This window comes from Cellulomonas sp. RIT-PI-Y (assembly GCF_025642745.1).
In the GTDB taxonomy this organism is placed as follows: domain Bacteria; phylum Actinomycetota; class Actinomycetes; order Actinomycetales; family Cellulomonadaceae; genus Cellulomonas.
Genome location: NZ_JANZKP010000014.1, coordinates 20,172 through 46,726 on the forward strand (window position 1 = coordinate 20,172; position 26,555 = coordinate 46,726).

20 protein-coding genes and 1 tRNA gene are annotated in these 26,555 nt (G+C 72.8%); 10 read left to right on the plus strand and 11 right to left on the minus strand.

Annotated elements, in window-relative coordinates; translation table 11 throughout:
- Nucleotides 1-22: 22 nt before the first annotated feature.
- The 5 genes from OGL89_RS06620 to OGL89_RS06640 form a co-directional block, all read right to left on the minus strand.
- Nucleotides 23-1,243, minus strand: a complete 1,221-nt coding sequence (locus OGL89_RS06620) for an ABC transporter permease (RefSeq protein ID WP_263119122.1) — start codon at nt 1,241-1,243, stop codon at nt 23-25.
- Complete coding sequence (locus tag OGL89_RS06625; protein WP_263119123.1) at nt 1,243-1,962, minus strand: ABC transporter ATP-binding protein; 720 nt, start codon at nt 1,960-1,962, stop codon at nt 1,243-1,245. Before OGL89_RS06625 ends, OGL89_RS06620 begins: the two co-directional genes overlap by 1 nt.
- Nucleotides 1,959-3,635 (minus strand): hypothetical protein, encoded by a 1,677-nt coding sequence (locus OGL89_RS06630; RefSeq protein WP_263119124.1) that lies wholly within the window; start codon nt 3,633-3,635, stop codon nt 1,959-1,961. The genes OGL89_RS06625 and OGL89_RS06630 overlap by 4 nt, the downstream gene beginning before the upstream one ends.
- Nucleotides 3,632-4,705 carry a hypothetical protein gene (locus OGL89_RS06635; RefSeq protein ID WP_263119125.1) on the minus strand — a complete coding sequence of 358 codons (1,074 nt, stop codon included), beginning with the start codon at nt 4,703-4,705 and terminating at the stop codon, nt 3,632-3,634. Before OGL89_RS06635 ends, OGL89_RS06630 begins: the two co-directional genes overlap by 4 nt.
- A 216-nt stretch (nt 4,706-4,921) precedes the next feature.
- A tRNA-Leu gene (locus tag OGL89_RS06640) sits at nt 4,922-4,995 on the minus strand.
- A 40-nt stretch (nt 4,996-5,035) separates the two neighbouring features.
- Here OGL89_RS06640 and OGL89_RS06645 point away from each other — a divergent pair.
- Together OGL89_RS06645 and OGL89_RS06650 are read left to right on the plus strand one after the other, a co-directional pair.
- Complete coding sequence (locus OGL89_RS06645) at nt 5,036-5,824, plus strand: putative protein N(5)-glutamine methyltransferase (RefSeq protein WP_263119126.1); 789 nt, start codon at nt 5,036-5,038, stop codon at nt 5,822-5,824.
- 115 nt (nt 5,825-5,939) lie between these two features.
- On the plus strand, nt 5,940-6,530 hold the full coding sequence (locus OGL89_RS06650; protein WP_263119127.1) for an isochorismatase family protein: 591 nt from the start codon (nt 5,940-5,942) through the stop codon (nt 6,528-6,530).
- Here the strand turns inward: OGL89_RS06650 and OGL89_RS06655 are convergent.
- Nucleotides 6,521-6,724: a hypothetical protein gene (locus OGL89_RS06655; protein WP_263119128.1), complete on the minus strand. Its 204-nt coding sequence runs from the start codon at nt 6,722-6,724 to the stop codon at nt 6,521-6,523. The genes OGL89_RS06650 and OGL89_RS06655 overlap by 10 nt on opposite strands.
- Before the next feature lie 121 nt (nt 6,725-6,845).
- Here OGL89_RS06655 and glgX point away from each other — a divergent pair, with 121 nt between their 5' ends.
- The 5 genes from glgX to OGL89_RS06680 all read left to right on the plus strand — a co-directional run bounded on the left by glgX (nt 6,846) and on the right by OGL89_RS06680 (nt 17,326).
- Nucleotides 6,846-8,966 (plus strand): glycogen debranching protein GlgX, encoded by a 2,121-nt coding sequence (glgX, locus tag OGL89_RS06660; RefSeq protein WP_263119129.1) that lies wholly within the window; start codon nt 6,846-6,848, stop codon nt 8,964-8,966.
- A complete protein-coding gene (gene treY / locus OGL89_RS06665) occupies nt 8,963-11,452 on the plus strand; it encodes a malto-oligosyltrehalose synthase (RefSeq protein WP_263119130.1) in 2,490 nt (829 codons plus the stop codon). Before glgX ends, treY begins: the two co-directional genes overlap by 4 nt.
- A 3-nt stretch (nt 11,453-11,455) precedes the next feature.
- Nucleotides 11,456-13,279, plus strand: a complete 1,824-nt coding sequence (gene treZ, locus OGL89_RS06670; RefSeq protein WP_263119131.1) for a malto-oligosyltrehalose trehalohydrolase — start codon at nt 11,456-11,458, stop codon at nt 13,277-13,279.
- A gap of 255 nt (nt 13,280-13,534) precedes the next feature.
- Nucleotides 13,535-16,117 (plus strand): ATP-dependent Clp protease ATP-binding subunit, encoded by a 2,583-nt coding sequence (locus tag OGL89_RS06675; protein ID WP_263119132.1) that lies wholly within the window; start codon nt 13,535-13,537, stop codon nt 16,115-16,117.
- Nucleotides 16,118-16,288: 171 nt separating this feature from the next.
- Nucleotides 16,289-17,326 (plus strand): LacI family DNA-binding transcriptional regulator, encoded by a 1,038-nt coding sequence (locus tag OGL89_RS06680; protein WP_263119133.1) that lies wholly within the window; start codon nt 16,289-16,291, stop codon nt 17,324-17,326.
- A 66-nt stretch (nt 17,327-17,392) separates the two neighbouring features.
- Here the strand turns inward: OGL89_RS06680 and OGL89_RS06685 are convergent, their stop codons facing one another.
- The 3 genes from OGL89_RS06685 to OGL89_RS06695 form a co-directional block, all read right to left on the minus strand.
- The gene (locus tag OGL89_RS06685; protein WP_263119134.1) at nt 17,393-18,592 is read right to left on the minus strand and encodes a zinc-dependent alcohol dehydrogenase; all 1,200 of its coding nucleotides are present in this window, start codon (nt 18,590-18,592) and stop codon (nt 17,393-17,395) included.
- A 22-nt stretch (nt 18,593-18,614) separates the two neighbouring features.
- Nucleotides 18,615-19,574 carry a manganese catalase family protein gene (locus tag OGL89_RS06690; RefSeq protein WP_263119135.1) on the minus strand — a complete coding sequence of 320 codons (960 nt, stop codon included), beginning with the start codon at nt 19,572-19,574 and terminating at the stop codon, nt 18,615-18,617.
- A gap of 184 nt (nt 19,575-19,758) precedes the next feature.
- Nucleotides 19,759-20,382, minus strand: a complete 624-nt coding sequence (locus tag OGL89_RS06695; protein ID WP_263119136.1) for a TetR/AcrR family transcriptional regulator — start codon at nt 20,380-20,382, stop codon at nt 19,759-19,761.
- Between the two features lie 63 nt (nt 20,383-20,445).
- On the opposite strand from OGL89_RS06695, the gene OGL89_RS06700 reads away from it, so the two are divergent.
- On the plus strand, nt 20,446-21,471 hold the full coding sequence (locus tag OGL89_RS06700; RefSeq protein ID WP_263119137.1) for an ABC transporter permease: 1,026 nt from the start codon (nt 20,446-20,448) through the stop codon (nt 21,469-21,471).
- A complete protein-coding gene (locus OGL89_RS06705) occupies nt 21,468-23,129 on the plus strand; it encodes an ATP-binding cassette domain-containing protein (RefSeq protein ID WP_263119138.1) in 1,662 nt (553 codons plus the stop codon). Before OGL89_RS06700 ends, OGL89_RS06705 begins: the two co-directional genes overlap by 4 nt.
- A gap of 36 nt (nt 23,130-23,165) precedes the next feature.
- Here the strand turns inward: OGL89_RS06705 and OGL89_RS06710 are convergent, their stop codons facing one another.
- Together OGL89_RS06710 and OGL89_RS06715 are read right to left on the minus strand one after the other, a co-directional pair.
- Nucleotides 23,166-23,930 carry an ATP-binding cassette domain-containing protein gene (locus OGL89_RS06710; RefSeq protein ID WP_263119139.1) on the minus strand — a complete coding sequence of 255 codons (765 nt, stop codon included), beginning with the start codon at nt 23,928-23,930 and terminating at the stop codon, nt 23,166-23,168.
- A gap of 143 nt (nt 23,931-24,073) precedes the next feature.
- On the minus strand, nt 24,074-25,513 hold the full coding sequence (locus OGL89_RS06715) for a sugar porter family MFS transporter (protein WP_263119140.1): 1,440 nt from the start codon (nt 25,511-25,513) through the stop codon (nt 24,074-24,076).
- Nucleotides 25,514-25,710: 197 nt separating this feature from the next.
- Here OGL89_RS06715 and OGL89_RS06720 point away from each other — a divergent pair, with 197 nt between their 5' ends.
- Nucleotides 25,711-26,358: a hypothetical protein gene (locus OGL89_RS06720; RefSeq protein ID WP_263119141.1), complete on the plus strand. Its 648-nt coding sequence runs from the start codon at nt 25,711-25,713 to the stop codon at nt 26,356-26,358.
- Nucleotides 26,359-26,555 lie beyond the last annotated feature (197 nt).

A 26,555-nucleotide genomic window follows, 5' to 3' on the forward strand; every position in this document is an offset into this window, starting at 1 on the left:
GTCCTCCTCGACGGCGGCGTCGTCACACGCCGCCGCGCAGCGCGGCGATCGGTTCGACCGACGCCGCCTTGAGCGCGGGGTAGATCCCGGCCAGGAGGCCGATCACACCGCCGCCGGCGGCTGCGCCCAGCACGACCCAGATGTCCAGGATCGGGGTCCAGGACTGCGCGGCGGAGACCGCGACCACCGCCGCGACGCCGAGGGCCGCGCCGACCATGCCGCCGAGCAGCCCGACCGTGGCCGACTCGATCATGAACTGACTGGCGATGTCCCGGCGCCGCGCGCCGAGCGCCCGGCGCAGGCCGATCTCGCCGACCCGCTCCATCACGGACAGCAGGGTGACGTTCGCGATGCCCAGCCCGCCGATCAGCAGCGCCACCCCGCCGAGCGCCAGGAAGATCGTGCTGATGTCCGCCTGCACGTCGCTGCCCACCGAGGATCCCCCGGAGGGCACTTGCATGGTGACCACCTCGGGGGTGTTGGGCGCCAGCGCGATCGGCACCTGCTCGGCCACCAGGGGCCCGGCGCCGACCGCGATCCGCAGGTGCAGCTCCTCCGGCGCGGCCAGCGCGAAGTCCTGGCGGGCGGTGCCGTCCGGCATCAGCACCGCGTCCAGCAGATCGGTGCGGCGCTGCATGCCGTCGATGATCCCGATCACCGTGTAGGCCCGCTCCCCGACGAACACCGAGGGCTGCGCGTCGACCCGGCTCACGCCGAGCCGCTGGGCCGCCCGGGTGCCGAGCACCACCACCCGGTCGCCGCGCTCGTCGTGCCCGGCGTCGAAGAACCGTCCGGTCACCACCGTGCCGCGGACCGCGTCCAGCAGTCCGGCCGACCCGGCCAGCACGGCCGGGGAGGTGGCCTCCGGCGCGGAGGGGTCGTTCACCGGCACCGCGGTCACCGTGGCGTCGCCGACGTCCACCGTGGCGACCAGACCGGCCGCCTCGACGCCGTTCAGCCGCCCGGCGCGGGCATCGGCGTCCCACGGCAGGGACTGGGTGGCCCGCTGCGACCCGTCCGCGGTGCGGGTCGTGGCCGGGCTCGCCATCGCCTGGGTCGCGGCGACCGCGTCGAACCGCCGGGCGATCTGGCCGGCCGCGGTCTGCGCCAGCCCGACCGTGACCACCACGGAGGCGATGCCGAGCACCGTGCCGAGGATGGTGAGGAACAGCCGTCCCGGTCGCGCGTCGATCCCGGCCGACGCCTCCCGGAACAGGTCCCGGGCGCCGAAGCGGTCGCTCATCACGCCACCTCCGTCAACCGGCCGTCGGCGATCCGCACCCGGCGGTCGGCCCGGGCGGAGACGACAGTGTCGTGCGTGATGACCACCAGGGTCAGGCCGTCGTCGTGCAGCTCGTCGAACAGTTCCAGCACCCCGGCGGAGTTCGTGGTGTCCAGATTGCCGGTGGGCTCGTCGGCCAGCAGCACCCGGGGCGCCGCGACCACCGCACGGGCCACCGCCACCCGCTGCCGCTCACCGCCGGAGAGCGTGGTCGGCAGGAAGTGCAGCCGGTGGCTCAGGTGCACCCGGTCCAGCGCGGCCAGCGCCCGTTCCCGCCGTTCGGCCCGCGGCACCCCGCTGTACAGGGTGGCCAGCAGCACGTTGTCCAGCACGGTGCGGTGCGGCAGCAGGTGGAACTGCTGGAACACGAATCCGATTCGTCCGCCGCGCAGCGCGCTGCGCCGGGCCTCGGAGATGTCCCGGGTCGGCTCGCCGTCGAGCAGGTACTCCCCCGACGTGGGCCGGTCGAGCAGGCCGAGCAGGTGCAGCAGCGTCGACTTGCCCGAGCCGGAGGGACCCACGATGGACAGGTAGTCACCTGCCGCCACCACCAGATCGCTGGCGTGCAGGGCGTGCACCGGCGGATCGCCTGGGAACACCCGGGTCACCCCTCGCAGCTCCACCACCGGCGGGACCTCGACCAGGTCGGGCAGCTCCGGTGCCGGGTCGAGGGCGGTCACGCGTCCTCGTCCGCGCCGGCGTCGTCGGCGGCCCCGGATCCGCTCTCGCCCACCACGACCAGGTCGCCCTCGGCCAGGCCGTCACCGGTGACCTCGGCGTAACCGCCCGCGGCCAGGCCGGTCTCGACCTCCACCAGGGTGGTGGTCCCGTCCTCGGCGAGCACCTCGACCCGGGACTCCCCGCCCGGGCCCGCGGTCAGTGCGGCGAGCGGCACCGCCAGCACCGCGCCGCCGGTCGAGGACACGGGGAGCGACACCCGGACGTTCGAGCCCTGCAACGCCGCGGTCTGCTCCGCGGTCAGGTCCGCGGGCTGCATCGTGACGGTCTTGCGCCCGGCGGTGGACTTGTCGTCGCCGGAGCCCGAGGACGTGGCGTCCTCGATCGCGGTCACCGTGACCGCCACCGGCGTCCCGTCCACGTCGATGCTGCCGACGCTGCCGACCTCCAGCAGCGCCGCATCCGCGGCGGCGGCGGTGCCGACCACCTGCAGAGTGGCGCCGGAGACGCTCATCACCGCGCCCTCGACCGTGCCACCGCGCTTGGCGTTCACCGCGTCCACCCGGCGGGGCAGCGTCTCCAGGTACACGATCTCGCTGGCCGGCAGCGTGACGACGGTGGCCTGCTGGGCCTCGCTCAGCGCGGTCCTGGCGTCACTCAGGTTGTCTCGCGCCGCCTGCAGGCTCGCCGACTCCATGCTGGTGTCCGGCGTCGCGCCGAGTCCGGCCCGCTCCGCCTGGGCCACGGCGACCGCATCCCGGGCGTCGTCGACGTCCTTCTGCTTCTGCGCCTGCTCCCCCGGCGTGCAGCCGGCGCTCGCGCAGGCGTCCAGCTCGGCCTGGGCCACGGTCACCGCGCGTTCGGCGGACCGGACCGCGGCATCCGCGGCGGCCACCTGCGCGGCGGTGGTCGAGCCGTTCCGGGCCGAGGCCAGCGCGCCCTCCGCGGCGGTGACCTCCGCCTGCGCCGAGCGCACCGCCCGCTCGGCGTCGGTGACGGTCTGCCTCTCCTCGTCGGTGGCCGACGGCACCGGGTAGCCGGATCGGCGGTACAGCTCCGCGACCGCGTCCGCGGTCGCCTGGTCGTAGCGGTCCGAGGTGGCGTCCCCCGCACCGATGCCCAGCGCGCCGAGCGCCGCCTTGAGCTGCAGCACGTCGGGCCCGGAGACCCCGATCCGCAGCGTGCGGTAGGTGGGCAGCGTGCCCGGCAGCACCAGCACGGGACGCCCGGCGATCTCCAGCGCCACCGACCCCGCGTCCAGCGTGGCGCCCACCTCCGGCACCTGGCCGGTGATCACGGCCCGCTCGCCGAGCTCGGCGGTCTCGACCCGCAGGTCGACGGCGTCGTCGAAGACCACGTCACCGCGCAGCGTCACGTCGTTGCTCAGCTCGCGGTTCTCCACCGGCACCGTGATCGGCCCGGCCTCGGGTGCGGCGGTGCGGGCGGCGGCCTCGGCGGGGTTCACGATCAGGCGGGACAACCCCAGACCCGCGATCAGGCTGACCACGGCGACACCGGCCAGCACGAGCAGCGTGCGGTTACCGGTGCGCCAGGACGGACGCGCCGCGGCGGGCTCCGTCGCGTCCGCCGACCCGAGCTCGGCCGGCTCGACCTCGGCGGGGACGCCCTCGGCGGCGACGATCTCGGTGGGCTGCTCGTCCCGGTGCGCGCTCACTTGTCCCGGCCCGCGGAGGCGGCGTCGGCCCAGGCCTGCAGCTCGGTGCGGTTCTTGTCCACGAACTCCTGCTGCAGCTCGTGGTCGATCTCCATCTGCCGCGCGGTGTAGTCCAGCTTCTCCTGGCAGGTGACGTCCGCGACGGCCTGGGCGATCTCCTTCTCCGTGAAGACCTTCACCGCCGCCTCGTCGGCCTCCGGCGCCGGCGGACCGTCCGGCTCGGCCTCCCAGTCCCAGCTGTCCGCGAGCGCGGCGTACTCGGGGTCGTTCCAGCCCTGCAGCTCGTTGTACTCGTCGTACAGGGCGTTGGTGGACTCGTTGACATCGGTCAGCCCGTCGAAGCCCTCGTCCGCCATGCAGGAGGTCCAGGACGCGTTCAGCTCGGTCATCCGCGAGTCGGCCTGCACGGTCTCCCAGAACCGGTTGACCTCGTCCTCGAGGTCGGCGTACTCGGTCCCGGTGTCGCCGCCCTCGTAGACCTCGTGCTGGGCGGAGCCGTAGCAGCCCGCGGTGGTCCAGTCGTACTCGGTCGACTCCTCACCCTCCACGTACTCGACGCTCGGACCCCACAACGCCTCGTCGTAGGCGAGCTGCTCGCTCTCCGACATCGCGTCGCGGTAGTCCTGGTTCGGGTCCACGTACTCCTCGCCGGAGTCGGCGGGGTCGCCGTCGTCCTGGGTGCCCCAGGGGTCGGTGCTGATGCCGTAGCCGTACTGCTCGGCGAACTCGATCGTGCCCCACTGCACGTCCAGGTCGTCGCTGCTGAAGGACACACCGCCGCTGTTGTCCACCGGCGTGTAGTCGAAGCCCTGGTCCTGCATGCAGGCGGCGACCAGCTCCTCGACCTGACTGTTCTGCCGGTCGGAGTCGGCCTGGATCTCCTCGTCGCTGCGCTCGTCGTCGTAGTCGTAGCCGTAGATCTGCGCCAGGTACTCGTCCAGGGCGCCGGGCTTCCACTCGGTGTCGGTCTTCCCACCGCCACCGCCGGCGGAGCAACCGACCAGGGCGAGCGTCGCGGTGGTCACTGCGGCGGCGAGGACGAGCACGCGGCGCGGGCGGGGTGTCGACATCGAGAACTCCGTTCGTGGGGGCATGCGCGCCCGGGCGGACGACAGACCTGACTGTGAGCTGTCTGTGACCCTAGCGACGCCATGTCCGCCGCGAGTCCGACTCGGGGTGGAGATTGCCGGACGACCACGGGTGGACACCAGGGCATTCACGCGGAATGCGCAGTCCGACACCGTGGATTGGGTGGACCACTCGGTCGAGTGGCCGGGATGCCTAGGTGCCCCGAGTGGGATTCGAACCCACACTGGATCGGGTTTGAGCCGAACGCCTCTGCCGGTTGGGCTATCGGGGCCGTGTGCGTGTCCCACTCTAGCGGCGCGTAGCGTGCCCCCGTGCCCCCGATCCTCTCCGACGACCAGTTCGCGGCCCTGATCGCCGAACTCCGCGGCGCCGGGTGCGTGTTCGCGGAGGACGAGGCCGCCCTGCTCCGGGAGGCGACGGTGGACCGGGACGACCTCGCGGCGCTCACCGCCCGCCGGGTGGCCGGGGAACCGCTGGAACAGGTTCTGGGGTGGGCGGAGTTCGCGGGCCGGCGGGTGCGGGTGGCCCCCGGGGTGTTCGTCCCCCGCCGCCGCAGCGAGCTGGTGGTCCGGGAGGCGGTGGCTGCCGGCGGGAGCACGGTGGTCGACCTGTGCTGCGGCACCGGCGCGATCGGCGTGGCCGTGGCCCTGGCGCTGCCCGGCAGCCGGCTGTGGTCCTGCGACCTGGACCCCGCCGCGGTGGCCTGCGCCGCTCGCAACCTCGCCGATGCCGGGGTGGACGGCCGGGCGCTGGCCGGTGACCTGGACGCGCCGCTGCCGCCCGCGCTCGCCGGACGGGTGGACGTCCTCACCGCCAACACGCCCTACGTCCCCACCGCCGAGATCGCCCTGATGCCCACCGAGGCCCGGGACCACGAACCGGCCCTGGCGCTGGACGGCGGCGAGGACGGCCTCGCGCTGCACCGCCGGGTGGCACGGGCGGCTCCCCGGTGGCTGCGACCGGGTGGCACCCTGGTGATCGAGACCTCCCCGCGACAGGCGGAGCGGACGGCGGCGGCCTGTGCCGCGGCGGGCCTGCACCCCCGGGTGGTCGGTGACGACGAGCTGGGGGCCACGGCGGTGGTCGCGCTCCGCTCCTGACCTCCATCGGGAGCACCACCGGAACAGAGCGCGCGGCGCAGGACGTTGAACGGGCACGATGACGGACGGCACCGGCCCACCCGGGCGGTGCACCGAACACGGCGGAGGACGACAGATGGCCCGGGCGTTGATCGTGGTGGACGTGCAGAACGACTTCTGCGAGGGCGGCGCGCTGGCCGTGGTCGGCGGCGCCGCGGCCGCCGGGGCGATCAGCGCCCATCTGGACGCACACGCCGCCGACTACGCGCTGGTCGCGGCCACCGCCGACTGGCACGAGCCGCTGCCGGACAGCAACGACGGGCACTTCGCCGTGGACGGGGCACCGGACTACGTCAGCACCTGGCCCGAGCACTGCGTGCGGGACAGCGCGGGCGCGTCGTTCCACCCGGACCTCCGGCTGCCGTCCGGCACCGTGCTCGTGCACAAGGGCCAGGGCCGGCAGGACTACTCGGGCTTCGCCGGGCAGCTGGTCGGTCGTCCGGGTGATCTTGCCGCGGCGCTGCGGGCCGCCGAGGTCACCGAGGTCGACGTCGTCGGGCTGGCCACCGACCACTGCGTCACCGCCACCGCCCTGGACGCCCGGGGGGCGGGCTTCGCGGTCCGAGTCCTCACCGACCTGACCGCGGGAGTGTCCACCTCGACCAGCATCGCCGCGCTCACCCGGCTGCACCGGTCCGGCGTCGAGCTGGTGACCTCTCAGCCCTGATCGGCGCGCAGCGTCCCGGTCGCGCGGAAGGTGTCCGCGATCTGCTGGGCCTGGGCCGAGATCAGCCGCCGGTACACGTCATAGGCACTGTCCACCCGCTCCGGCAGGTCGCCCCGATTGCGTGCGAGCTGCCAGTCCCGCTTGGCCGCGGCGATGTCGGCGTTGGTGACCACCACCCGCTCCTCGTCCTCCATGGCGAGAAGGATGCGTCCGATTTGCCCGATATGCGAGAGTTCCACGGGGTGAATCACTCGTGCGGCTCACGCTGCGGAAGTGGCACCACCCCTGGCACTCTGTGCAGGTGAGGACACACCGATGAACATCTGGCCGGGCCGCCCCTACCCGATGGGCGCCACGTACGACGGCAGCGGGACCAACTTCGCCCTGTTCTCGGCCGTCGCCGAACGGGTCGAGCTGTGCCTGATCGAGGCCGACGGCAGCGAGCGCCGGGTCGACCTGCCGGAGGTCGACGCCTTCGTCTGGCACGGCTATCTGCCCGCGGTGCAGCCCGGGCAGCGCTACGGCTACCGGGTGCACGGGCCCTACGACCCGGCCGCCGGGCACCGCTGCGACCCGAGCAAGCTGCTGCTCGACCCCTACGCCAAGGCGATCGACGGCCAGACCGACGGCGACCCCTCGCTGTACAGCTACACCTTCGGCGACCCCGAGCAGCGGAACACCGACGACTCCGCCGCGCACACCATGACCTCGGTCGTGGTGAACCCGTACTTCGACTGGGGGCACGACCGCCCGCCGCAGCGCGAGTACCACGAGTCGGTGATCTACGAGGCGCACGTGCGCGGATTGACCCAGCTGCACCCCGCCGTGCCGGAGGAGATCCGCGGCACCTACTCGGCGCTGGGCCACCCCGCCGTCGTCGAGCATCTGTCCAGCCTGGGCGTGACCGCGGTCGAGCTGATGCCGGTGCACCAGTTCGTGCACGACCACTCCCTCGCGGACAAGGGCCTGACCAACTACTGGGGCTACAACACGATCGGGTTCTTCGCGCCGCACAACGGCTACGCCGCCTACGGGTCGACCGGCCAGCAGGTGCAGGAGTTCAAGACCATGGTCAAGGCGCTGCACGCCGCCGACATCGAGGTCATCCTCGACGTGGTCTACAACCACACCGCCGAGGGCAACCACCTGGGTCCGACGCTGGGCTTCCGCGGCATCGACAACGCGTCGTACTACCGCCTGGTCGACGACGACCACGCGCACTACTTCGACACCACCGGCACCGGGAACTCGCTGCTGATGCGCTCCCCGCACGTGCTGCAGCTGATCATGGACTCGCTGCGCTACTGGGTGCGCGACATGCACGTCGACGGCTTCCGCTTCGACCTGGCGGCCACCCTGGCCCGGCAGTTCCACGAGGTCGACCGGCTGAGCGCATTCTTCGACATCGTCCAGCAGGACCCGGTCATCTCCCAGGTGAAGCTGATCGCCGAGCCGTGGGACCTGGGCGACGGCGGCTACCAGGTCGGAGGGTTCCCGCCGCTGTGGTCGGAGTGGAACGGGCGCTACCGGGACACCGTCCGCGACTTCTGGCGCGGCGAGCCGTCCACCCTGGCGGAGTTCGCGAGCCGGCTCTCCGGGTCCTCGGACCTGTACGAGCACACCGGCCGGCGACCGATCGCCAGCGTGAACTTCATCACCGCCCACGACGGCTTCACCCTGCGGGACCTGGTGTCCTACAACGAGAAGCACAACGAGGCGAACGGCGAGGACAACAACGACGGCGAGTCCTTCAACCGCTCCTGGAACGGTGGCGTGGAGGGACCGACCGACGACCCCGAGGTGCTGGACGTCCGGTTGCGGCAGTCCCGGAACTTCCTGGCCACGCTGCTGCTGTCCCAGGGCGTGCCCATGCTGGCCCACGGCGACGAGCTCGGACGCACCCAGCAGGGCAACAACAACGTCTACTGCCAGGACAACGAGCTGTCCTGGGTGGACTGGGACCTGGACGCCACCCGGGAGGAGCTGCTGGAGTACACCCGGACGGTGGTCGCCCTGCGCCGGGACCACCCGGTGTTCCGCCGCCGCCGGTTCTTCGCCGGGGCGCCGGAACGCGGCGGGGAGTCCGACCTGCGGGACATCGCCTGGCTGGACCCCTCGGGCACGCACATGTCGGACGCCCAGTGGCAGGAGGCCTTCGCGCGCTCGGTGGCGGTGTTCCTGAACGGCGACGCGATCGCCGAGCCGGGCCTGCGCGGCGAGGAGGTGGTCGACGACTCCTTCCTGGTGCTGTTCAACGGCGCCCCGGAGTCGGTGACCTTCACGCTGCCGAACCAGGACTACGGCCAGGAGTGGACCGTGGTGCTGGACACCGACAGCCAGTTCGAGGCGGGCGACGTCAAGGCCGCACAGGCCGAGCTGGCACTGGCCCCGCGCTCGCTGGTCGTGCTGACCCGGCCGCCGATGGACGCCGCGTGAGCGACCCGACCACGCCCAGCCGTCGCCTGCCCGCGCCGGGTCGCCCGGTCCCGGTGTCCACCTACCGGTTGCAGCTCGGACCGGACCTGTCCCTGGACGACGCCGCGGATCTGGTGCCGTACCTGGACTCGCTCGGGGTCAGCCACCTCTACCTGTCCCCCGTGCTGCGCGCCGCGCCCGGCTCCACCCACGGCTACGACGTGGTCGACCACGACGAGGTCGCGCCCGAGCTGGGCGGCGAGAACGCGTTGCGGCGCCTGGCGGAGGTGGCCCATGCCGCGGGACTGGGCCTGGTGCTGGACATCGTGCCCAACCACATGGCCGTGCCGACCCCCGCCTGGCACAACCGCGCCCTGTGGTCGGTGCTGTCCGAGGGACCGGAGTCGCCATTCGCGGCCTGGTTCGACGTGGACTGGTCGGCCGGGGACGGCGCCCTGCTGATGCCGGTGCTGGGTGACCGGATCGGGGCGGTCCTGGCCCGGGGCGAGCTGACCCTCGACCAGCACGCGGACGCCCCGGTCCTGCGCTACTACGACCACGTGTTCCCGGTCCGGCCCGGCACCGAGTCGTTGCCGCTGGCCGAGCTGGTCGAGCGGCAGCACTACCGCCTGGCCTACTGGCGGGTCGCCGACGAGGAGCTGAACTATCGCCGGTTCTTCGATGTCGGGACGCTGGCGGCGATCCGGGTCGAGGACCCGGAGGTCTTCGACGCCACGCACGCGCTGGTGCTCCGGCTCCTGCACGAGGGCGTGATCGACGGCCTGCGGATCGACCACCCGGACGGCCTGGCCGACCCGGCCGGGTACCTGAGCCGCCTGCGCGCGGCGACCGGCGGCGCATGGGTCGTGGTCGAGAAGATCCTGCAGAACGACGAGGAGCTGCCGACCGACTGGGACACCGCGGGCAGCACCGGCTACGACACCGCCTGGCGGATCCAGCAGGCCTTCGTCGACCCCGGCGGCGGCGGACGGCTGGGCGCCCTGATGCACCGGCTCACCGGGGACACCAGCGACGCGCTGCCCGCCCTGGTGGACGAGGCCAAACGGGAGATCGTCGACCGCGCGCTCTACGCGGAGGTGCACCGGCTGACCGAACTGGCCGCCGCGGTCTGCCGGGACGACCTGCGGCTGCGCGACCACACCTGGCGCTCGCTGCAGGACTGCCTGATCGAGCTGCTGATCGCCATGGACCGGTACCGCGCCTACGTGGTGCCCGGCCAGACCCCGCAGTCCGAGGACGTCGACGTGCTGTCGGCGGCGGCGGACATCGCCCGCACCCGGCTCGCCCCCGAGCGCGGGGACACGATGGACGTGCTGGTCGACCTGCTGCTCGGCCGGGAGGTCGGCTCCGCCGGACGGACCCGCGACCCGCGCCGGGACGAGCTGATCGTGCGGTTCCAGCAGACCTGCGGCGCGGTGATGGCCAAGGGCGTGGAGGACACCGCGTTCTACCGGTGGACCCAGCTGGTCTCGCTGTGCGAGGTCGGCGGCGAGCCGGACCGCTTCGCGCTGTCCCCCACCGAGCTGCTCACCTGGGCCGGCCGGATGCAGGTCACCTCACCGCTGGGGATGACCACGCTGAGCACCCACGACACCAAGCGGTCCGCCGACGTGCGGGCCAGGATCGGCGTGCTGTCCGAGCTGCCGGTCGAGTGGGCCGCCCTGGTCGGCGAGCTGCGTGCCGCGTCCGCCGCCTGGCGGCCCGCGCTGCTGGACGGCCGGACCGAGAACCTGCTCTGGCAGACCCTGGCCGGAACCTGGACCGCCGACGGCCCGTTGTCGGCCGACCGGTTGACCGAGTACCTGACCAAGGCGATCCGGGAGGCGAAGCAGCACACCAGCTGGACCGCTCCGGACCACGCCTACGAGTCCGCCGTGCTCGGCGCGGCCCGGCAGGCCGTGACCGACCCCGCGATCGCCGAGCTGTTCGGCCGCTGGGAGCTGCGAACCCGGGAGGCGGTCCGGGCGGCGACGCTCGGCACCGCCCTGCTCCAGCTCACCCTGCCGGGCGTCGCCGACGTCTACCAGGGCACCGAGGTCCCCTCGATCGCCCTGGTCGACCCGGACAACCGGCGACCGGTGGACCACGCCGCGATCGCCGCGCGCCTCGCCCGGCTGGACGAGGGTGCCGGACCCCGCGACCTCGCCGACGAGAAGCTGCTGCTCACCGCGCTCACGCTCCGGGTCCGCCGGGAGCTGCGCGAGGCGGTGATCGGCCCGGAGGCCGGTTTCATCCCGCTGGCGCACTCGTCCGGGCACGCGATCACCTACGCCCGCACCGTCGCCGGGGACCCCCGGATCGCGGCGGTCGCCACCCGGCTGGCCGCGTCGGTCGAGCGGATCGGAGGCTGGGCGGAGCACACCGTCGCGCTGCCCGAGGGCGACTGGCAGGACGTGCTGACCGGTCGAGCCGTGGCCGGTGGAGTGCGACGACTGAGCGAGCTGCTCGACCGGCTGCCGGTCGCGCTGCTGGTCCGGGAGGACTGACACATGCGGGTATGGGCGCCACGAGCGACCGGGGTGGCTCTGGTGCTGCCCGGCTCCGACGACAGCGGCACCGTACGGGTGCCGCTCGACCGGTCCGACGGCGGGTGGTGGACCGGTGACGACCACCTGCCGCACGGCACCGACTACGCGTTCAGCGTGGACGGCGGCCCGCCGCGCCCCGACCCGCGGTCACCCTGGCAGCCCGAGGGCGTGCACGGACCGTCCCGGGTGTTCGACCCCGAGCGCTTCGACTGGGCCGACGGCGCCTGGGCCGGCCGGGACGTCCGCGGTGCGGTGGTCTACGAGCTGCACGTGGGCACCTTCACCCCGGAGGGCACCCTGGACGCGGCGATCCCCCGGCTCGGCCACCTGGTCGACCTGGGGGCCGAGGTGGTCGAGCTGCTCCCGGTCGCCCCGTTCAACGGGCGGCACGGCTGGGGCTACGACGGGGTCTCGCTGTACGGCGTGCACCAGCCCTACGGCGGTCCGGCCGCACTGCAACGGTTCGTCGACGCCGCGCACCGGGCCGGGCTCGCGGTCTGCCTGGACGTGGTGCACAACCACCTCGGACCGTCCGGCAACTACCTCGCCGAGTTCGGTCCGTACTTCACCGACGCGCACCAGACCCCCTGGGGCAGCGCGATCGACCTGTCCGAGGTCGAGGTGCGGCGCTGGATCCTGGACTCCGCGCTGCGCTGGTTCCGCGACTTCCACGTCGACGCGCTCCGGCTGGACGCCGTGCACGCCCTGATCGACGACTCGCCCCGGCACCTGCTCGCCGAGCTCTCCGACGCGGTCGCCGCACTGGACCTCGGCCGCCCACTGTCCCTGATCGCCGAGTCCGACCTCAACGACCCGGTGTCGGTCACGCCCACCGCGCAGGGCGGCTGGGGCATGACCGCGCAGTGGGCCGACGACGTGCACCACGCCGTGCACGCCCTGCTCACCGGCGAACGCCAGGGCTACTACGTCGACTTCGGCGCGCCCGAGACGTTGGCGCACGCCATGACCCGGGTGTTCGTGCACGAGGGCGGGCGCTCCACCTTCCGCGACCGGGACTGGGGCCGCCCGGTTCCGGACGACGTGGACGGCCACCGGTTCGTGGTCTTCGGCTCCGACCACGACCAGGTCGGCAACCGCGCCCTCGGCGACCGCCCCGCCGAGAGACTGGACGACGCCGCGTTGGCCGCCGAGGCCGCGCTGATCCTGCTCTCGCCCTACACCCCGATGCTGTTCATGGGCGAGGAGTGGGGCGCCCGCACCCCGTGGCTCTTCCTCACCGACCACCCCGAGCCGGAACTGGCCGAGGCCGTCCGCCGGGGCCGGGCCGAGGAGTTCGGCTCGCACGGCTGGGCGGTGATGTACGGCCGGGACGACGACGACTTCACCGTCCCGGACCCGCAGTCCGCCGAGTCGCTGGACCGCAGTCGTCTGGACTGGACCGAGCCGGAGCTCCCCGGCCGTCGTCGGCTGCTCGACTGGTACCGCCGCCTGATCGCCCTGCGCCGCGAGGTCGGCGTGCTCGGTGACGGCGACCGCTCCGCGACCCGCGTGACCTGGGACCCGGCCGTCGCCGACGCCGAGTCGTCCACCGACGACTCCCCCGAGGCGGCACGGTCCCGCGCCTGGGGCAGCTGGCTGGTCCTGCACCGCGGCGACGCCCGGGTGGTGATCAACCTCGCGGACACCGAGCAGACGGTCCCGCTGGACCGCACCGGCACGCCGACGGTCCTGGCCGCCTGGGCCGCCGGCCACACCCGCGTCCTGCCCGACCCGGACCAGACCCGGGTCACCGTCCCCGCCCGCACCGTGGTCGTCCTGCACTGACCCGGTCCACGCCCTCTCCCCCGGTCCCGCTGGGCCGAGTGCGAAGAACTTGTCGCCCATATCGCCCGGAGGACGACGACTTCTTCGCGCTCGGCCGGAGGGTCGGTGCGGGGGCGGACTGGGACCGCGCGTCACGCCAGCGGCGAACACGGGACGCCTGGGCCCACCCCCGCCGTTAGCATCGAACAACGCCAGCCCCCGCCGTGCCCGGGCACCTGTCCGGCATTGCGGGGACGCCGCTCGTGAGGAGTGCACATGTTCGAGAGATTCACCGACCGTGCCCGTCGGGTGGTCGTCCTCGCCCAGGAAGAGGCGCGGATGCTCAACCACAACTACATCGGGACCGAGCACATCCTCCTGGGCCTGATCCACGAGGGGGAGGGCGTCGCCGCCAAGGCGCTGGAGTCCCTGAACATCTCGCTGGACGCCGTCCGGGCGCAGGTGCAGGAGATCATCGGCGAGGGCCAGCAGGCCCCGAGCGGGCACATCCCGTTCACGCCGCGCGCCAAGAAGGTGCTGGAGCTCTCGCTGCGCGAGGCCCTGCAGCTCGGCCACAACTACATCGGCACCGAGCACATCCTGCTCGGCCTGATCCGCGAGGGTGAGGGCGTCGCCGCCCAGGTCCTGACCAAGCTCGGCGCCGACCTGAACCGGGTCCGCCAGCAGGTCATCCAGCTGCTGTCCGGCTACCAGGGCAAGGAGCCGGTCTCGGCCGGCGGCCCGCAGGAGGGGCAGCCCTCCGGTTCCGCGGTGCTGGACCAGTTCGGCCGGAACCTCACCCAGGCCGCCCGCGAGGGCAAGCTCGACCCGGTGATCGGGCGCGAGAAGGAGATCGAGCGGGTCATGCAGGTGCTGTCCCGCCGCACCAAGAACAACCCGGTGCTGATCGGTGAGCCCGGCGTCGGCAAGACCGCGGTGGTCGAGGGCCTGGCCCAGGACATCGTGCGCGGCGACGTGCCGGAGACGCTGAAGGACAAGCAGCTGTACACGCTGGACCTCGGCGCCCTGGTCGCCGGTTCCCGGTACCGCGGTGACTTCGAGGAGCGCCTGAAGAAGGTGCTCAAGGAGATCCGCACCCGCGGCGACATCATCCTGTTCATCGACGAGATCCACACCCTGGTGGGTGCGGGTGCCGCCGAGGGCGCGATCGACGCCGCCAGCATCCTCAAGCCGATGCTGGCCCGCGGTGAGCTGCAGACCATCGGTGCGACCACGCTGGACGAGTACCGCAAGTACATCGAGAAGGACGCCGCGCTGGAGCGCCGGTTCCAGCCGATCCAGGTCGCCGAGCCGTCCCTGGCGCACGCGATCGAGATCCTTAAGGGCCTGCGCGACCGGTACGAGGCGCACCACCGGGTGTCCATCACCGACGGTGCCCTGGTCGCCGCCGCCACCCTGGCCGACCGCTACGTCAACGACCGGTTCCTGCCGGACAAGGCCATCGACCTGGTCGACGAGGCCGGCGCGCGGCTGCGCATCCGCCGGATGACCGCTCCGCCGGAGCTGCGCGAGCTCGACGAGCAGATCGCCGAGACCCGCCGCGACAAGGAGTCGGCGATCGACGAGCAGGACTTCGAGAAGGCCGCGCGCCTGCGCGACGAGGAGAAGCAGCTCGGCCTCAAGCGCCAGGAGAAGGAGAAGGCCTGGAAGTCCGGTGACCTGGACGCCGTGGCCGAGGTCGACGAGGAGCTGATCGCCGAGGTCCTGGCGCTGGCCACCGGCATCCCGGTGTTCAAGCTGACCGAGGAGGAGTCCAGCCGGCTCCTCAAGATGGAGGACGAGCTGCACAAGCGCGTGGTCGGGCAGAACGCCGCGATCAAGGCGCTGTCGCAGGCCATCCGCCGGACCCGGGCCGGTCTGAAGGACCCGAAGCGCCCCGGCGGCTCGTTCATCTTCGCCGGGCCGACCGGTGTCGGGAAGACCGAGCTCGCCAAGGCGCTCGCCGAGTTCCTGTTCGGGGACGAGGACGCGCTGATCCAGCTCGACATGTCGGAGTTCTCCGAGAAGCACACCGTCTCGCGGCTGTTCGGCTCCCCGCCCGGGTACGTGGGCTACGACGAGGGCGGCCAGCTGACCGAGAAGGTCCGCCGCCGTCCGTTCTCCGTCGTGCTGTTCGACGAGGTCGAAAAGGCGCACCCGGACATCTTCAACTCGCTGCTGCAGATCCTGGAGGACGGTCGCCTGACCGACTCCCAGGGCCGGGTGGTCGACTTCAAGAACACCGTGATCATCATGACCACGAACCTCGGCACGCGGGACATCGCCAAGGGCGTCCAGACCGGTTTCCAGGCCGGTGGCGACCTGTCGACGTCCTACGAGCGGATGAAGTCGAAGGTGAACGACGAGCTGAAGACCCACTTCCGCCCGGAGTTCCTCAACCGCGTCGACGACGTGGTGGTCTTCCCGCAGCTGTCGCAGCCGGAGATCTTCCAGATCGTGGATCTCATGGTCGCCAAGCTGGACGCCCGTCTGCGCGACAAGGACATGGGCATCGAGCTGACCGAGGCCGCCAAGACCCTGCTGAGCGAGAAGGGCTACGACCCGGTGCTCGGCGCCCGGCCGCTGCGCCGCGCGCTCCAGCGGGAGATCGAGGACGTGCTGTCCGAGAAGATCCTGTTCGGCGAGCTGCACTCCGGCCAGCAGGTGATCGTGGACGCGCAGGGCGAGGGTCTGCTCGGCGAGTTCACCTTCACCGGCGAGGACCGTGGCCCGCGGGCCAAGGAGCCGGTGTCGGTGGGCGCGAGCTCGGCCGGCAACCCGGCCTCCGGCACCGACGTGCCGCCGGCCCCGCCGATCGCCTCCTCGGGCGACGGGGGCACCGGGCTGATGCCCGCGTGATCTGAGTGACCCGGAGGCCCGGAACGCGACCGCGTTCCGGGCCTCCGGTGTGTCCGGGAGGGGTGACCGGCCCGATGGTCGGACCGCTACTGATCTGGGTGGCGACTCATCCGGGTGCTGGCACCTCTGCCACGGCTGTCTCTCCAGCGGGAATGCGCATACCGTCTGGGGATGGTCCGGCCCGTCACGCTCAGCGATGTCGCGCAGGAGGCCGGTGTCTCGCTGGCCACCGCCTCCCGTGCGCTCAACGGCAGCGCCACCCGGACGGTGGGCCCCGAGCTGGCCCGGCGGGTGCGGGCCGCGGCGGAGCGGCTCCGGTACGCACCCGACGGTGTGGCCCAGGCGATGGCACGCGGACGCACGAACGCGATCGGGCTGGTGGTCCCGGACGTCTCGGACGCGCTGTTCGGCGCGATCACCGCCGGGGTGAGTGCCGCGGCGGACGAGGCCGGACTCAGCGTGACCCTGGCCAGCACCCGGGACGTCCCCCGACGCGAGGCCTCGGTGATCGATGCGCTCGCGCGGCAGCGGGTGCGGGCGATGGTCCTGGTCGGCGGGCCCACCGGCAACGTCGAGGCCGACGTGGCGGCGATGCGCGCGATCGAGGCCTATCTGGTCGGCGGTGGCTCGGCCGCGCTGATCGGGGCCGCGATGCCCGGCACCAGCGGCGTGGACATCGCCGACAAGCGGAGTGCCGCGCAGCTCGCGATGGAACTGCACGCGTTGGGCTACCGGCGGTTCGTGGCGTTGGCGGGCCCGGACCGGCCGGGCAGGCCCGCGGAGCGACTGGCGGGTTTCGTCGAGACGGTCACGGTGCTGGGCGCTGAGGTGCTGGCGGTCCAGCGGATGACCGCGCCCACCCGGGAGGCCGGGCATGCCGCGATGGCGGAGGTGATCGCGTCCGGTGTGCTCACCGGGGGCGACGCCGGGCGGCCGCTGGTGTTCGCGGTGACCGATCAGGCGGCGTTCGGGGCGCTGGCCGCACTGCGCCAGGCGGGTATCCCGGTTCCGGACCAGGTGGCGCTGGCGGGCTTCGACGACTCCCCGGGGGCGGCGGAGGTCACGCCGACGTTGACCACCGTGCGACTGCCGCTGGTCGCGGCGGGCGCGGAGGCGGTGAAGCTGGCGCTCGCCGGCGAGGCGGGCCGCACCGTGGTGCTGGACGGGGAGCTGGTGCTCCGGGAGTCGACGCCCCCGCTGGCCGGCTGAGCGAGGCCCCACGACCGCGACCCGGAGCGGGGTGTCCACCGGTGCTCCGGGCCGTGGTCGGAGAGCTCAGCCCGCCAGACCCGGGTCGAGCACGACCTTGATGCAGCCGTCCTCCTTCTGCTGGAAGGTGCGGTAGGCGTCCGGCGCCTGCTCCAGCGGGACCCGGTGGGTGCGCAGGTCGAGCACGCCCAACGGGTCGGCGTCGTCCTGGACCAGGGGCAGCAGGTCGTCGATCCATCGACGGACGTTGGCCTGGCCCATCCGCACCGACACCTGCTTGTCGAACATCTGCATCAGGGGCAGTGGACTCTTCGCACCGCCGTACACCCCGGAGACCGAGATCGTCCCACCGCGCCGGACGGCGTCGATCCCGGTCAGCAGGGCGGCCAGCCGATCGCCGCCGACCCGCTCGGTGGCGGCGGCCGCGACCGCGTCGGGGAGCAGGCCGACCACCTTCATGGCGGCCTCGGCGATCGGGGAACCGTGCGCCTCCATCCCCACCGCGTCGATCACGCTGTCCGCGCCGCGACCGTCGGTGAGGTCGCGGATCGCCGCCGGGACGTCGTCCACCGTGCGCGCGTCCAGCACGTCGATCCCGTGCCGGGCCGCCATCGCCAGACGTTCGGGCACCAGGTCCACGCCGATCACCCGGGCCGCCCCGCGGTGCCGGGCGATCCGGGCGGCCATCTGGCCGACCGGACCCAGCCCGAGCACGACGACCGTGCCGTCCGGCGGGACCTCGGCGTACTCCACGCCCTGCCAGGCGGTCGGCAACACATCCGACAGATAGAGGTAGCGCTCGTCGGGCGCGCCGTCGTCCGGGACGACCACCGGGCCGTACTGCGCCTGCGGCACGCGTAGGTACTGGGCCTGGCCGCCGGGGACGCTGCCGTACAGCCGGGTGTAGCCGAACAGGGCCGCACCCTTGCCCTCGGCCCTGACCTGGGTGGTCTCGCACTGGGACTGCAGTCCGTTCCGGCACATGAAGCAGGTGCCGCAGGCGATGCCGAACGGGATCACGACCCGATCCCCGACCTTCAGGTCCCCGGCCGCCGTGCCGACCTCCTCGACGACACCCATCGCCTCGTGCCCGAGGATGTCCCCGGCGTCGAGGTACATCCCCAGGATGCCGTAGAGGTGCAGGTCGGATCCGCAGATCGCGGTCGACGTGACGCGGATGACCGCGTCGGTGGGCTGCTGGAGCTCCGGGTCCGGGACGGTCTCGACGCTGACCTTCTCGCGTCCCTGCCAGGTGAGTGCGCGCATGGTGGTCCTTTTCTCGAAGGGATCAGGGGGTGGGATCGACCGGTCCGTAGAGCGGCTGGACCTCGGCCGCCTCCAGGTCGGCGGTCGCCTGGATGAGAGCGAGCAGGTCCTTGTCCAGCCCGGGGGAGAACTCCTCGAACCGCTCCTCGGCGATGGCGCTCGGCACGCCCTCCGGGGCCTGCTCGCTCGCGTCCAGGGTGGTGCCGTCCTTCGACGGTGACATGCCCTGGAAGATCTTCCCGGCTTCCGAGGATGCGGTGAGGTCGAAGGTGTACTGCTTGCTCTGCAGCCCGAGGTCGACCAGCTTCTTGACCTCCGGGAACCGCTCGGCATTCGTCTTCGGGATCGGCAGGACGGTCGCCCAGTCCACGCCGAGCGTCTCCAGGGCGCGCGCGTAAGCGTTCTCGTGCGCCTGGTCCCGGACGATCAGGTACGCGATGGTGGACCGTGCCGTCGCGTTGTCGGTCATCTCGTAGATCCGGCACTTCTGCAGGCGGCCGGTGGACTCGAGCATCAGGTTGTACAGCAGGTCGAGCACCAGGTTGCCGGAGTTGTAGACGTACGACCCCGACCACGGGTTCCCGGCCGAGTCGACCGGCAGTGCACCCTGGGCGGCGACGAGGTAGTGATGGATGTTGCCCTGGTCGAGCGCCAGGCCGAGGGGTGTGGCGCCGCCGGCTCCGGGCTTGTCGAGCGGGTCGGCCTTCTTGCCCTGGTAGCGCGGGGAGCCGTCCAGCAGGCGGGCGATCGTGGTGCCGATCAGCTCGACGTGACTGATCTCCTCGGTGCCGACGCCCTGGAGCAGGTCGCGGTAGGGCTTGCCGGCGGGGCCGCGGAAGTTCATCGACTGGAACAGGTACTGCATCATCGTGCGCATCTCGCCGAACTGGCCACCGAGCCCCTCCTGCAGGGCGTTGGCCGCAGCGGGGTCGGGCTCGTCGGGGACGATCTCGTGGATCAGGCGTTGGACGTGCAGGTACATGGCGTGCTCGCTCTCGGTGCGAGGGCCGAAAAGGGTCCGCACCCCGTGGGGTGCGGTGGGGTCGGGGCGTCACCGTCGGCGCGATCCGATCCGTGGGGCGCCGGGTCCTGACGCCATCTGCCGTGCGGGAGGCCCGCCGACGACTCGACGGTAACCGCCCGGGTGGACCCGGGCCACCGGTGGGTCAGCCGCCCAGCGCGTCCAGCACCGTCGTCAGCGCCAGGGCGGAGCCCGGCAGCGCCGTGCCGTCCGGTCGGAGCGCGTCGCGGACCAGGGGCACCCGCCGCGCGATCAACGCCTCGTCGAGCTCCACCGGCAGCCCCGGCATCCTGCGGAGCGCGCCCGCGAGCAGCAGCATGATCTCGGCCGCCCCGATGTCCGCCCGGACCACCCCGTGCCCCTGGGCGGCGCGCAGCACCTCCTCGGCGGCACGGGCGGTGCGCGCGCGGGCGGCCAGCAGCTCAGCCGGGAAGACCTCGGCGTCGTTCGAGCGCGGCACGAGGGTCGGGACCAACAAGGGCAGGCCGGAGGCGATCAGGCCGTCGAACAGTCCCCACCAGGCGGCGGCGGGATCCTCGTCCAGCCGGGTGCGAGCCTGCTCGACCAGACCGGTGACGTGTGCGATCCGATCGGCGATCACCGCCCGGACCAGGGCGCCACGGTCCGGGAAGTGCCGGTAGACGGTGCCGACGCCGACCCCGGCGGTGCGGGCGACGGCCTCCATCGAGGCGTCCAGCCCCTCGCGGCCGAACAGGTGGCGTGCGGCGTCCAGGACGGCCCGGCGGTTGCGCGCCGCATCAGCTCTCACGCCGTCCAGGTTACGGGACGATAAGCGGAAGCGGATGTTCCGGTTCGGGTGTACGGTCGGCGGATGCGAGCGATGATCCTGAAGGAGTTCCGCGAGCTGCGGCGCGACCGCAGAACCGTGGCGATGCTGGTCGTGCTGCCGCTGCTGCTGCTCACGATCTTCGGCTTCGCCGCCACCTTCACCGTCGACCACCTCAGCGTGGTCGTGGTCGGGCCTGGGGCCGAGCAGGCCGAGCAGTTCCTCACCGCCGACGTGCTGCGGGTCGAGGACGTCCGGCCGGACGCGGACCGGGCCGACGCGGTGGCCGATCTGGCCGCCAACCGGGCCGACCTCGCCGTCGTGACCGGAGGGAGCGTGCCGGAGGTGTTGATCGACGGCAGCAACATCTTCGCGGCGCAGAGTGCCAACGTGCTGGTGGCTCAGCTGGGTGACCGGGTGGACAGCGAGATCCTGTTCAACCCCGGCCTGGACACCTCGTGGGTGATGGTCCCGGCGCTCATCGGGCTGATCCTGACCTTCATCGGGACGATCATCACCAGCATCGGCATGGTGAAGGAGCGGGCCGCGGGCACGCTGGAGCAGCTCGCGGTGATGCCCCTGCGTCCGATGGACGTGATCGTCGGCAAGATCGCGCCGTACTTCCTGCTGGCGGCGATCGACATGGTGCTGGTCACGGTGCTCGGCCGCGCGTTGTTCGGGGTGCCGTTCCGGGGCAGCGTGTGGCTGTTCGCGCTGGCCGGGGCGATCTTCCTGTTCCTCGTGCTCGGGATCGGCGTGCTGATCTCCACGGTCTCGCAGAACGCCGGACAGGCGATCCAGACCGCCATCCTGGTGCTGCTGCCACAGATCCTGCTGTCCGGGATGATCTTCCCGCTGGACGCGATGGCCGGCGGGGTGCGCTGGATCGGCTACTGCCTGCCGTTGACCTACTTCATTCAGGTGTCGCAGGGGGTCATGGTCCGCGGTGCCGGGCTCGACTCGCTCTGGCTCCCGCTGGTGGTGCTGACCGGGATGGCGGCGGCGGTGTTCGGCCTGGCGATCTGGCGGTTCCGGGCCTCGATCACGCCCCGCCGGGCGGTGGCCCGATGAGCTGGGGGATCACCGGGGTCGCGCTGAGGCCGGGCGCGGAGCCGATCGACCTGGACCTGCCGGGCGGGGAGGTGACCGCGGTGGTGGGTGGTGACGGCGCGGGCAAGACGTCGCTGGCCCGGCTGCTGGTCGGCCTGGACCTGCCCGGCACCGGGACCGTGCGGGCGCCTGCCCGGGGTGCGCTCGGCTTCATGCCGTCCGGCTCCGGCGTGTGGGGCGACCTGTCCATCGCGGAGAACGTCGATCTGGTGGCCCGCACCCACGGAGTCCGCCCCGACGGCGACCGGATCCGGCGGCTGCTGGCCGCCGCGGACCTGGACCGGGTGCCCCGCCGGCTCGGCCGGCAGCTCTCCGGCGGGATGCGGCAGAAGCTCGGGTTCTGCCTGGCCCTGCTGCACGACCCGGAGCTGGTGGTGCTGGACGAGCCGTCCACCGGGGTCGACCCAGTCAGTCGGACCGAGCTGTGGCGGATGATCACCGACGCCGCCACGGACGGCACCGCGGTGCTGCTGACCACGACCTACCTGGACGAGGCCGAACGGGCCGGGCGGGTGCTGGTGCTGGACCGCGGATCGGCGCTGTACGCCGGGGAGCCGGACCGGGCCTGGACGGCGGTGCGCGGGACGGTGCGGGAGGCCGGACCGCAGGACGGCGATGCGCTGCCCGGCTGGCGGCGAGGGCGCGCCCGCCACCTCCTGGTGCCCGGACGTCTCCCGGACGCACCTGTTCCGGACCTCGAGGACACGGTCATCGCGCTCACCCTCGAACACCGCGACACCGCACCCGCCGCGCCGTCGCCGCTCGTGCCCGTCACGGTGCCCGCCGACCCCGCGATCGAGGTGCGGGGCCTGGTCACCACCTTCGGCAGCCACCGAGCGGTCGACGACGTCTCCCTCACCCTGCGCCCCGGCCAGGTCATCGGGCTGCTCGGCGCGAACGGGGCGGGCAAGACCACCCTGATCCGCACCGTGCTGGGCCTGGTCGCCGCGGACGGCGGCGAAGTCCGCGTGCTCGGCGGCCCGGTCACCCGGGAGGTCCGCCGCCGGATCGGCTACGTGCCGCAGGGCCTGGGACTGTCCGCCGAGCTGTCCGTCGCGGAGAACCTCGGGTTCGTCGGAGCGGTGTTCGGAGTGGATCTGCCGGTCCCGACCGCGCTGGCCGGCGACCGGGACCGTCCGATCGGCCGGCTCAACCTCGGTGTGCAGCGCCGGACCGCGTTCGCCGCCGCCCTCGGGCACGGGCCGGAGCTCCTGGTGCTGGACGAACCGACCTCCGGCGTCGACCCGCTCGCCCGCGCCGCGCTGTGGGACAGCGTGCACGCCGCTGCCGATGCCGGGGCGGCCGTGCTGGTCACGACGCACTACCTGCAGGAGGCGGAGCAGTGCGACGCCGTCATGCTGATGGCGCACGGCCGGGTGGTGGCGCAGGGCGCCCCGGCCGAGCTCGCCGCCGGGATCGAGGCGGTGGAGGTGCTCGCCGACGACTGGTCGTCGGCCTTCCGCACCCTGGGCGCGGCCGGGCTGCCGGTGTCGGTGGACGGTCGGCGGCTCCGGGTCGCCGGGGTGCCGCTGGACCGGGTGCGGGCCGTCCTGCCGGACGCCGAGCTGCGCCCGGTGCCCGCCCGACTGGACGAGGTGATGGTGCTGGCCGCGTCCTGACGGCTCAGCTCCTCGACGGCTCAGCTCGCCGACGGCTCAGCGCAGCCCGCCGATCGCCTCCGGCAGCGCCTCGGCGAGCTCCCGGGTCTCCTCGTGCTGCGGGTCCGCCATCAGCTGCCGGACCGGGCCGCTCTCCACGATCTTGCCCTCGGCCAGCACGTGGGTGACCGTGGTCAGCCGGTCGACCATCCGCAGGTCGTGCGAGACCACCAGCAGGCCGACCCCCGCCGCGGTGAGCTCGGCGATCCGGTCGGTGACGGTGTCGCGCAGACCCGGGTCGAGCGCGGTGGCGGGCTCGTCCAGGATCAGGATCTCCGGACGGGTGGCCAGCGCGTTGGCCAGCACCACCCGCTGGCGCTCGCCGCCGGACAGCGACTGCAGGGTGCGGGAGGTGAACCGCTCCTCCATCCCGACCGTCGCCAGCACGTCGGCGGGGTGCTGACCGGTGGCCAGTCCGGCCTTGCGGGCGTCGTTGAGGGTGTTCAGCAGCAGCCGCTCGACGGTCATCCGCGGGTCGGCGCCGGAGAGACCCTCCTGGTGCACCGCACGCACGGTCGCGCGGAAGCCCTTCTTCTCCTTGCGGGAGAGCCGGGACACCGTGCGGCCGCCGTAGGTCGCCCGGCCGTGGGTCGGCTTGTTCAGCCCGAGCAAGACCTGGACCAGGGTCGACTTGCCCGCCCCGGACCGGCCGATCAGACCGACCGTCTCGCCGGGAGCGATGCTGAGGTCCACGCCGCTGAGGACCGAGGCGCCGCCGTAACCGGCCCACACCTCCTGGGCGACCAGCGGGGTGCCGGTCATCGCCGGTCCTGCGGGGAGGTGAGGGGGGTGAGAAGCACGGTCGTCCTTTCGTCGCTGGGGGAACGAGCGAGCGGAGACCAGGGTTCCACACGCGCGAGGGCCCGGCACCCATCGGGATGCCGGGCCCTCGCCGAGCGGTGCGGTCAGCGCCGACGCGCCGGGGGCAGGTTCTCCATGTCCTCCAGCTCCACGCCCTTGGTCTCCGGCACCTTGCCGAGCACGAAGACGAAGGACAGTCCGGCGAAGATCGCGTACATCAGGTACGGCCCGGTCGCACCGAACTGGCTGAGCAGCGGCGGGAAGGTCACGGTGATCAGGAAGTTCGCGATCCACTGCGCAGCGGCGGCCACGCCCAGTGCGGCGGCCCGGATCCGGTTCGGGAACATCTCCCCGAGCAGCACCCAGACCAACGGGCCCCAGGAGGCGCCGAAGAACACCACGAACGCGTTCGCCGCGACCAGGGCGACCGGCCCCCAGGCACCCGGCAGCGAGACGTCGTCGCCGGAGCCGGTGGACTGGGTGAAGGCGATCGCCATCACCGCGAGCGAGATCGTCATGCCCGCGGAACCGGTGAGCAGGATCGGACGGCGCCCGACCTTGTCGATCAGCGCGATGGCGATGAAGGTGACCAGCACGTTGGTGACGGAGGTGATGGTCGAGACCAGGAAGGACTGGCTCTCGTCGAAGCCCACCGCCTGCCAGAGCGTCGTCGAGTAGTAGAAGATCACGTTGATCCCGACGAACTGCTGGAAGACCGAGAGCAGGATGCCCGTCCAGACCACGGGGAGCAGGCCGAAGCGCGAGCCGCGCAGGGTGGCCTTCTCCGCGTTCTCCTGGTCCTTCTTGATGGTGGCCTCGATCTGGGACACCCGCTCCTCGGGGTCCTCGTCCGCGCCGAGCACGCTCCGGAGCACCTGGACGGCCTCGTCCCGGCGGCCCTTGGCGACCAGGTAGCGCGGCGACTCCGGGATCCGCAGCGCGAGGATGCCGTAGACCGCGGCCGGGACCACGGCGACCAGGAACATCCAGCGCCAGGCCTCCCAGCCGAGCCAGAGCACCTCGGACGCACCGCCCGCGGCCTCCTGCAGGAGCTGGTCGGACAACAGGGCGGCGAAGATGCCGAGCGTGATCGCCAGCTGCTGCAGCGAGCCGAGCCGGCCACGCAGGGCGGCCGGGGCGATCTCCGCGATGTACGCGGGGGCGATCACCGAGGCGATGCCGATGCCGACACCGGCCAGCACCCGCCAGACGATCAGGTCCCAGACGCTGAACGCGATCGCGGACAGGATCGAGGACACGAAGAACAGCACCGCGCCGAGCACCATCACCCGGGTCCGGCCCCAGTGGTCGGCGAGTCGGCCGCCGGCCCAGGCGCCCACCGCGCAGCCGAGCAGCGCCACCGCCACCGCGAAGCCGGTCAGGGTCGAGCCGAGCCCGAACTGGCCCTGGATCGCGTCCACCGCACCGTTGATCACGGAGCTGTCGAAGCCGAACAGGAAGCCACCCACCGCGGCGGCGACCGCGAGTCCGATCGCCTTGTTGTGCGCGGGGTGTCGGCCCTGCGTCGGTGTACTGCCAGCCATGACGACGTCCTTCCGATACGCGGGCACCGCCCGGCCGGTGCACATCATTGGGCGCCGGTCGAGGGCAGCTCCCACCATTGACCAGGTCGGCGCATCCCGCACCCGGAACGCGCCTCGGGGACCGTAGTGCCGGTCAGGGCGTCGCGCACGGCGAGCGGGTTCGCCGACCCGGGGCGTCGGGCGGAGAATCGTGGACGATGAGCAGCGAACAGCCCCGCCCCCGATTCCGTCGCCCGGCCATGCTCGACCCGCAGGAGGCCGACCAGATCCCGGGCGGGATGGACCCGGCACTGCGCTCGCGGGTGGCCCACACCACCGCGACGGCGATCGTGCACGGCGGTCGTGCCGGGGCGGGGGACGACCCGGCGCTGGTCGACCGGTTGGTGCACCTGGTGGAGTCCGAGGGGCTGGACACCCTGGCGGCGCTCTGGGCGGACTGCCCGGCCACCACACTGCCCGGCACGATGTGGCGGCTGTACGTGCTGCGCGAGTGGGTGCGGCGCGACCCGGCCACGCTGGCCGAGCGCTACCGCCTGGGCCTGGTCGCCGCCGAGGTGCCGCACGCGGTGGCCGGGGTGGTCACGCCGCCCGGACCGGGTGAGCTGCGCGAGGTCCTGGACGCGGTGCTGTCCGGCGTCTACACCGGCGACCTGGCCGTGGCCCTGGAGCGCGGGGCGGCGTTCTGCCGGGTGCTGGCCACCGGGGCCGCCTTCGACGCCGACCATCTGGACGTCGCGGACGCGGAGGCGGCGAACCGGCTCACGCGCGGTGCCGACGGGCTGCTGCGCACCGCGGAGGAGCTCGAGCACTCCGCCGGGCTGTGGCGCTCCGATCAGCTGGAGTAGCTCATTCCCGTCGTCCGGGTGGGATGTCTCACCCCCGCGAGGGGTGACGAACCGGACCGGCCGGGTAAAATGGTGGGCGACGTCGGGCCGCGGTAGCCCCGGGCTCCAATATCAGCCGCTTCGAGCGGCCACGCGCCGAGAGGCGCTTCCCGGTCCGGCGTCACCTTCTTCCCGTCCCGACGAGCGACGAAGCTCAC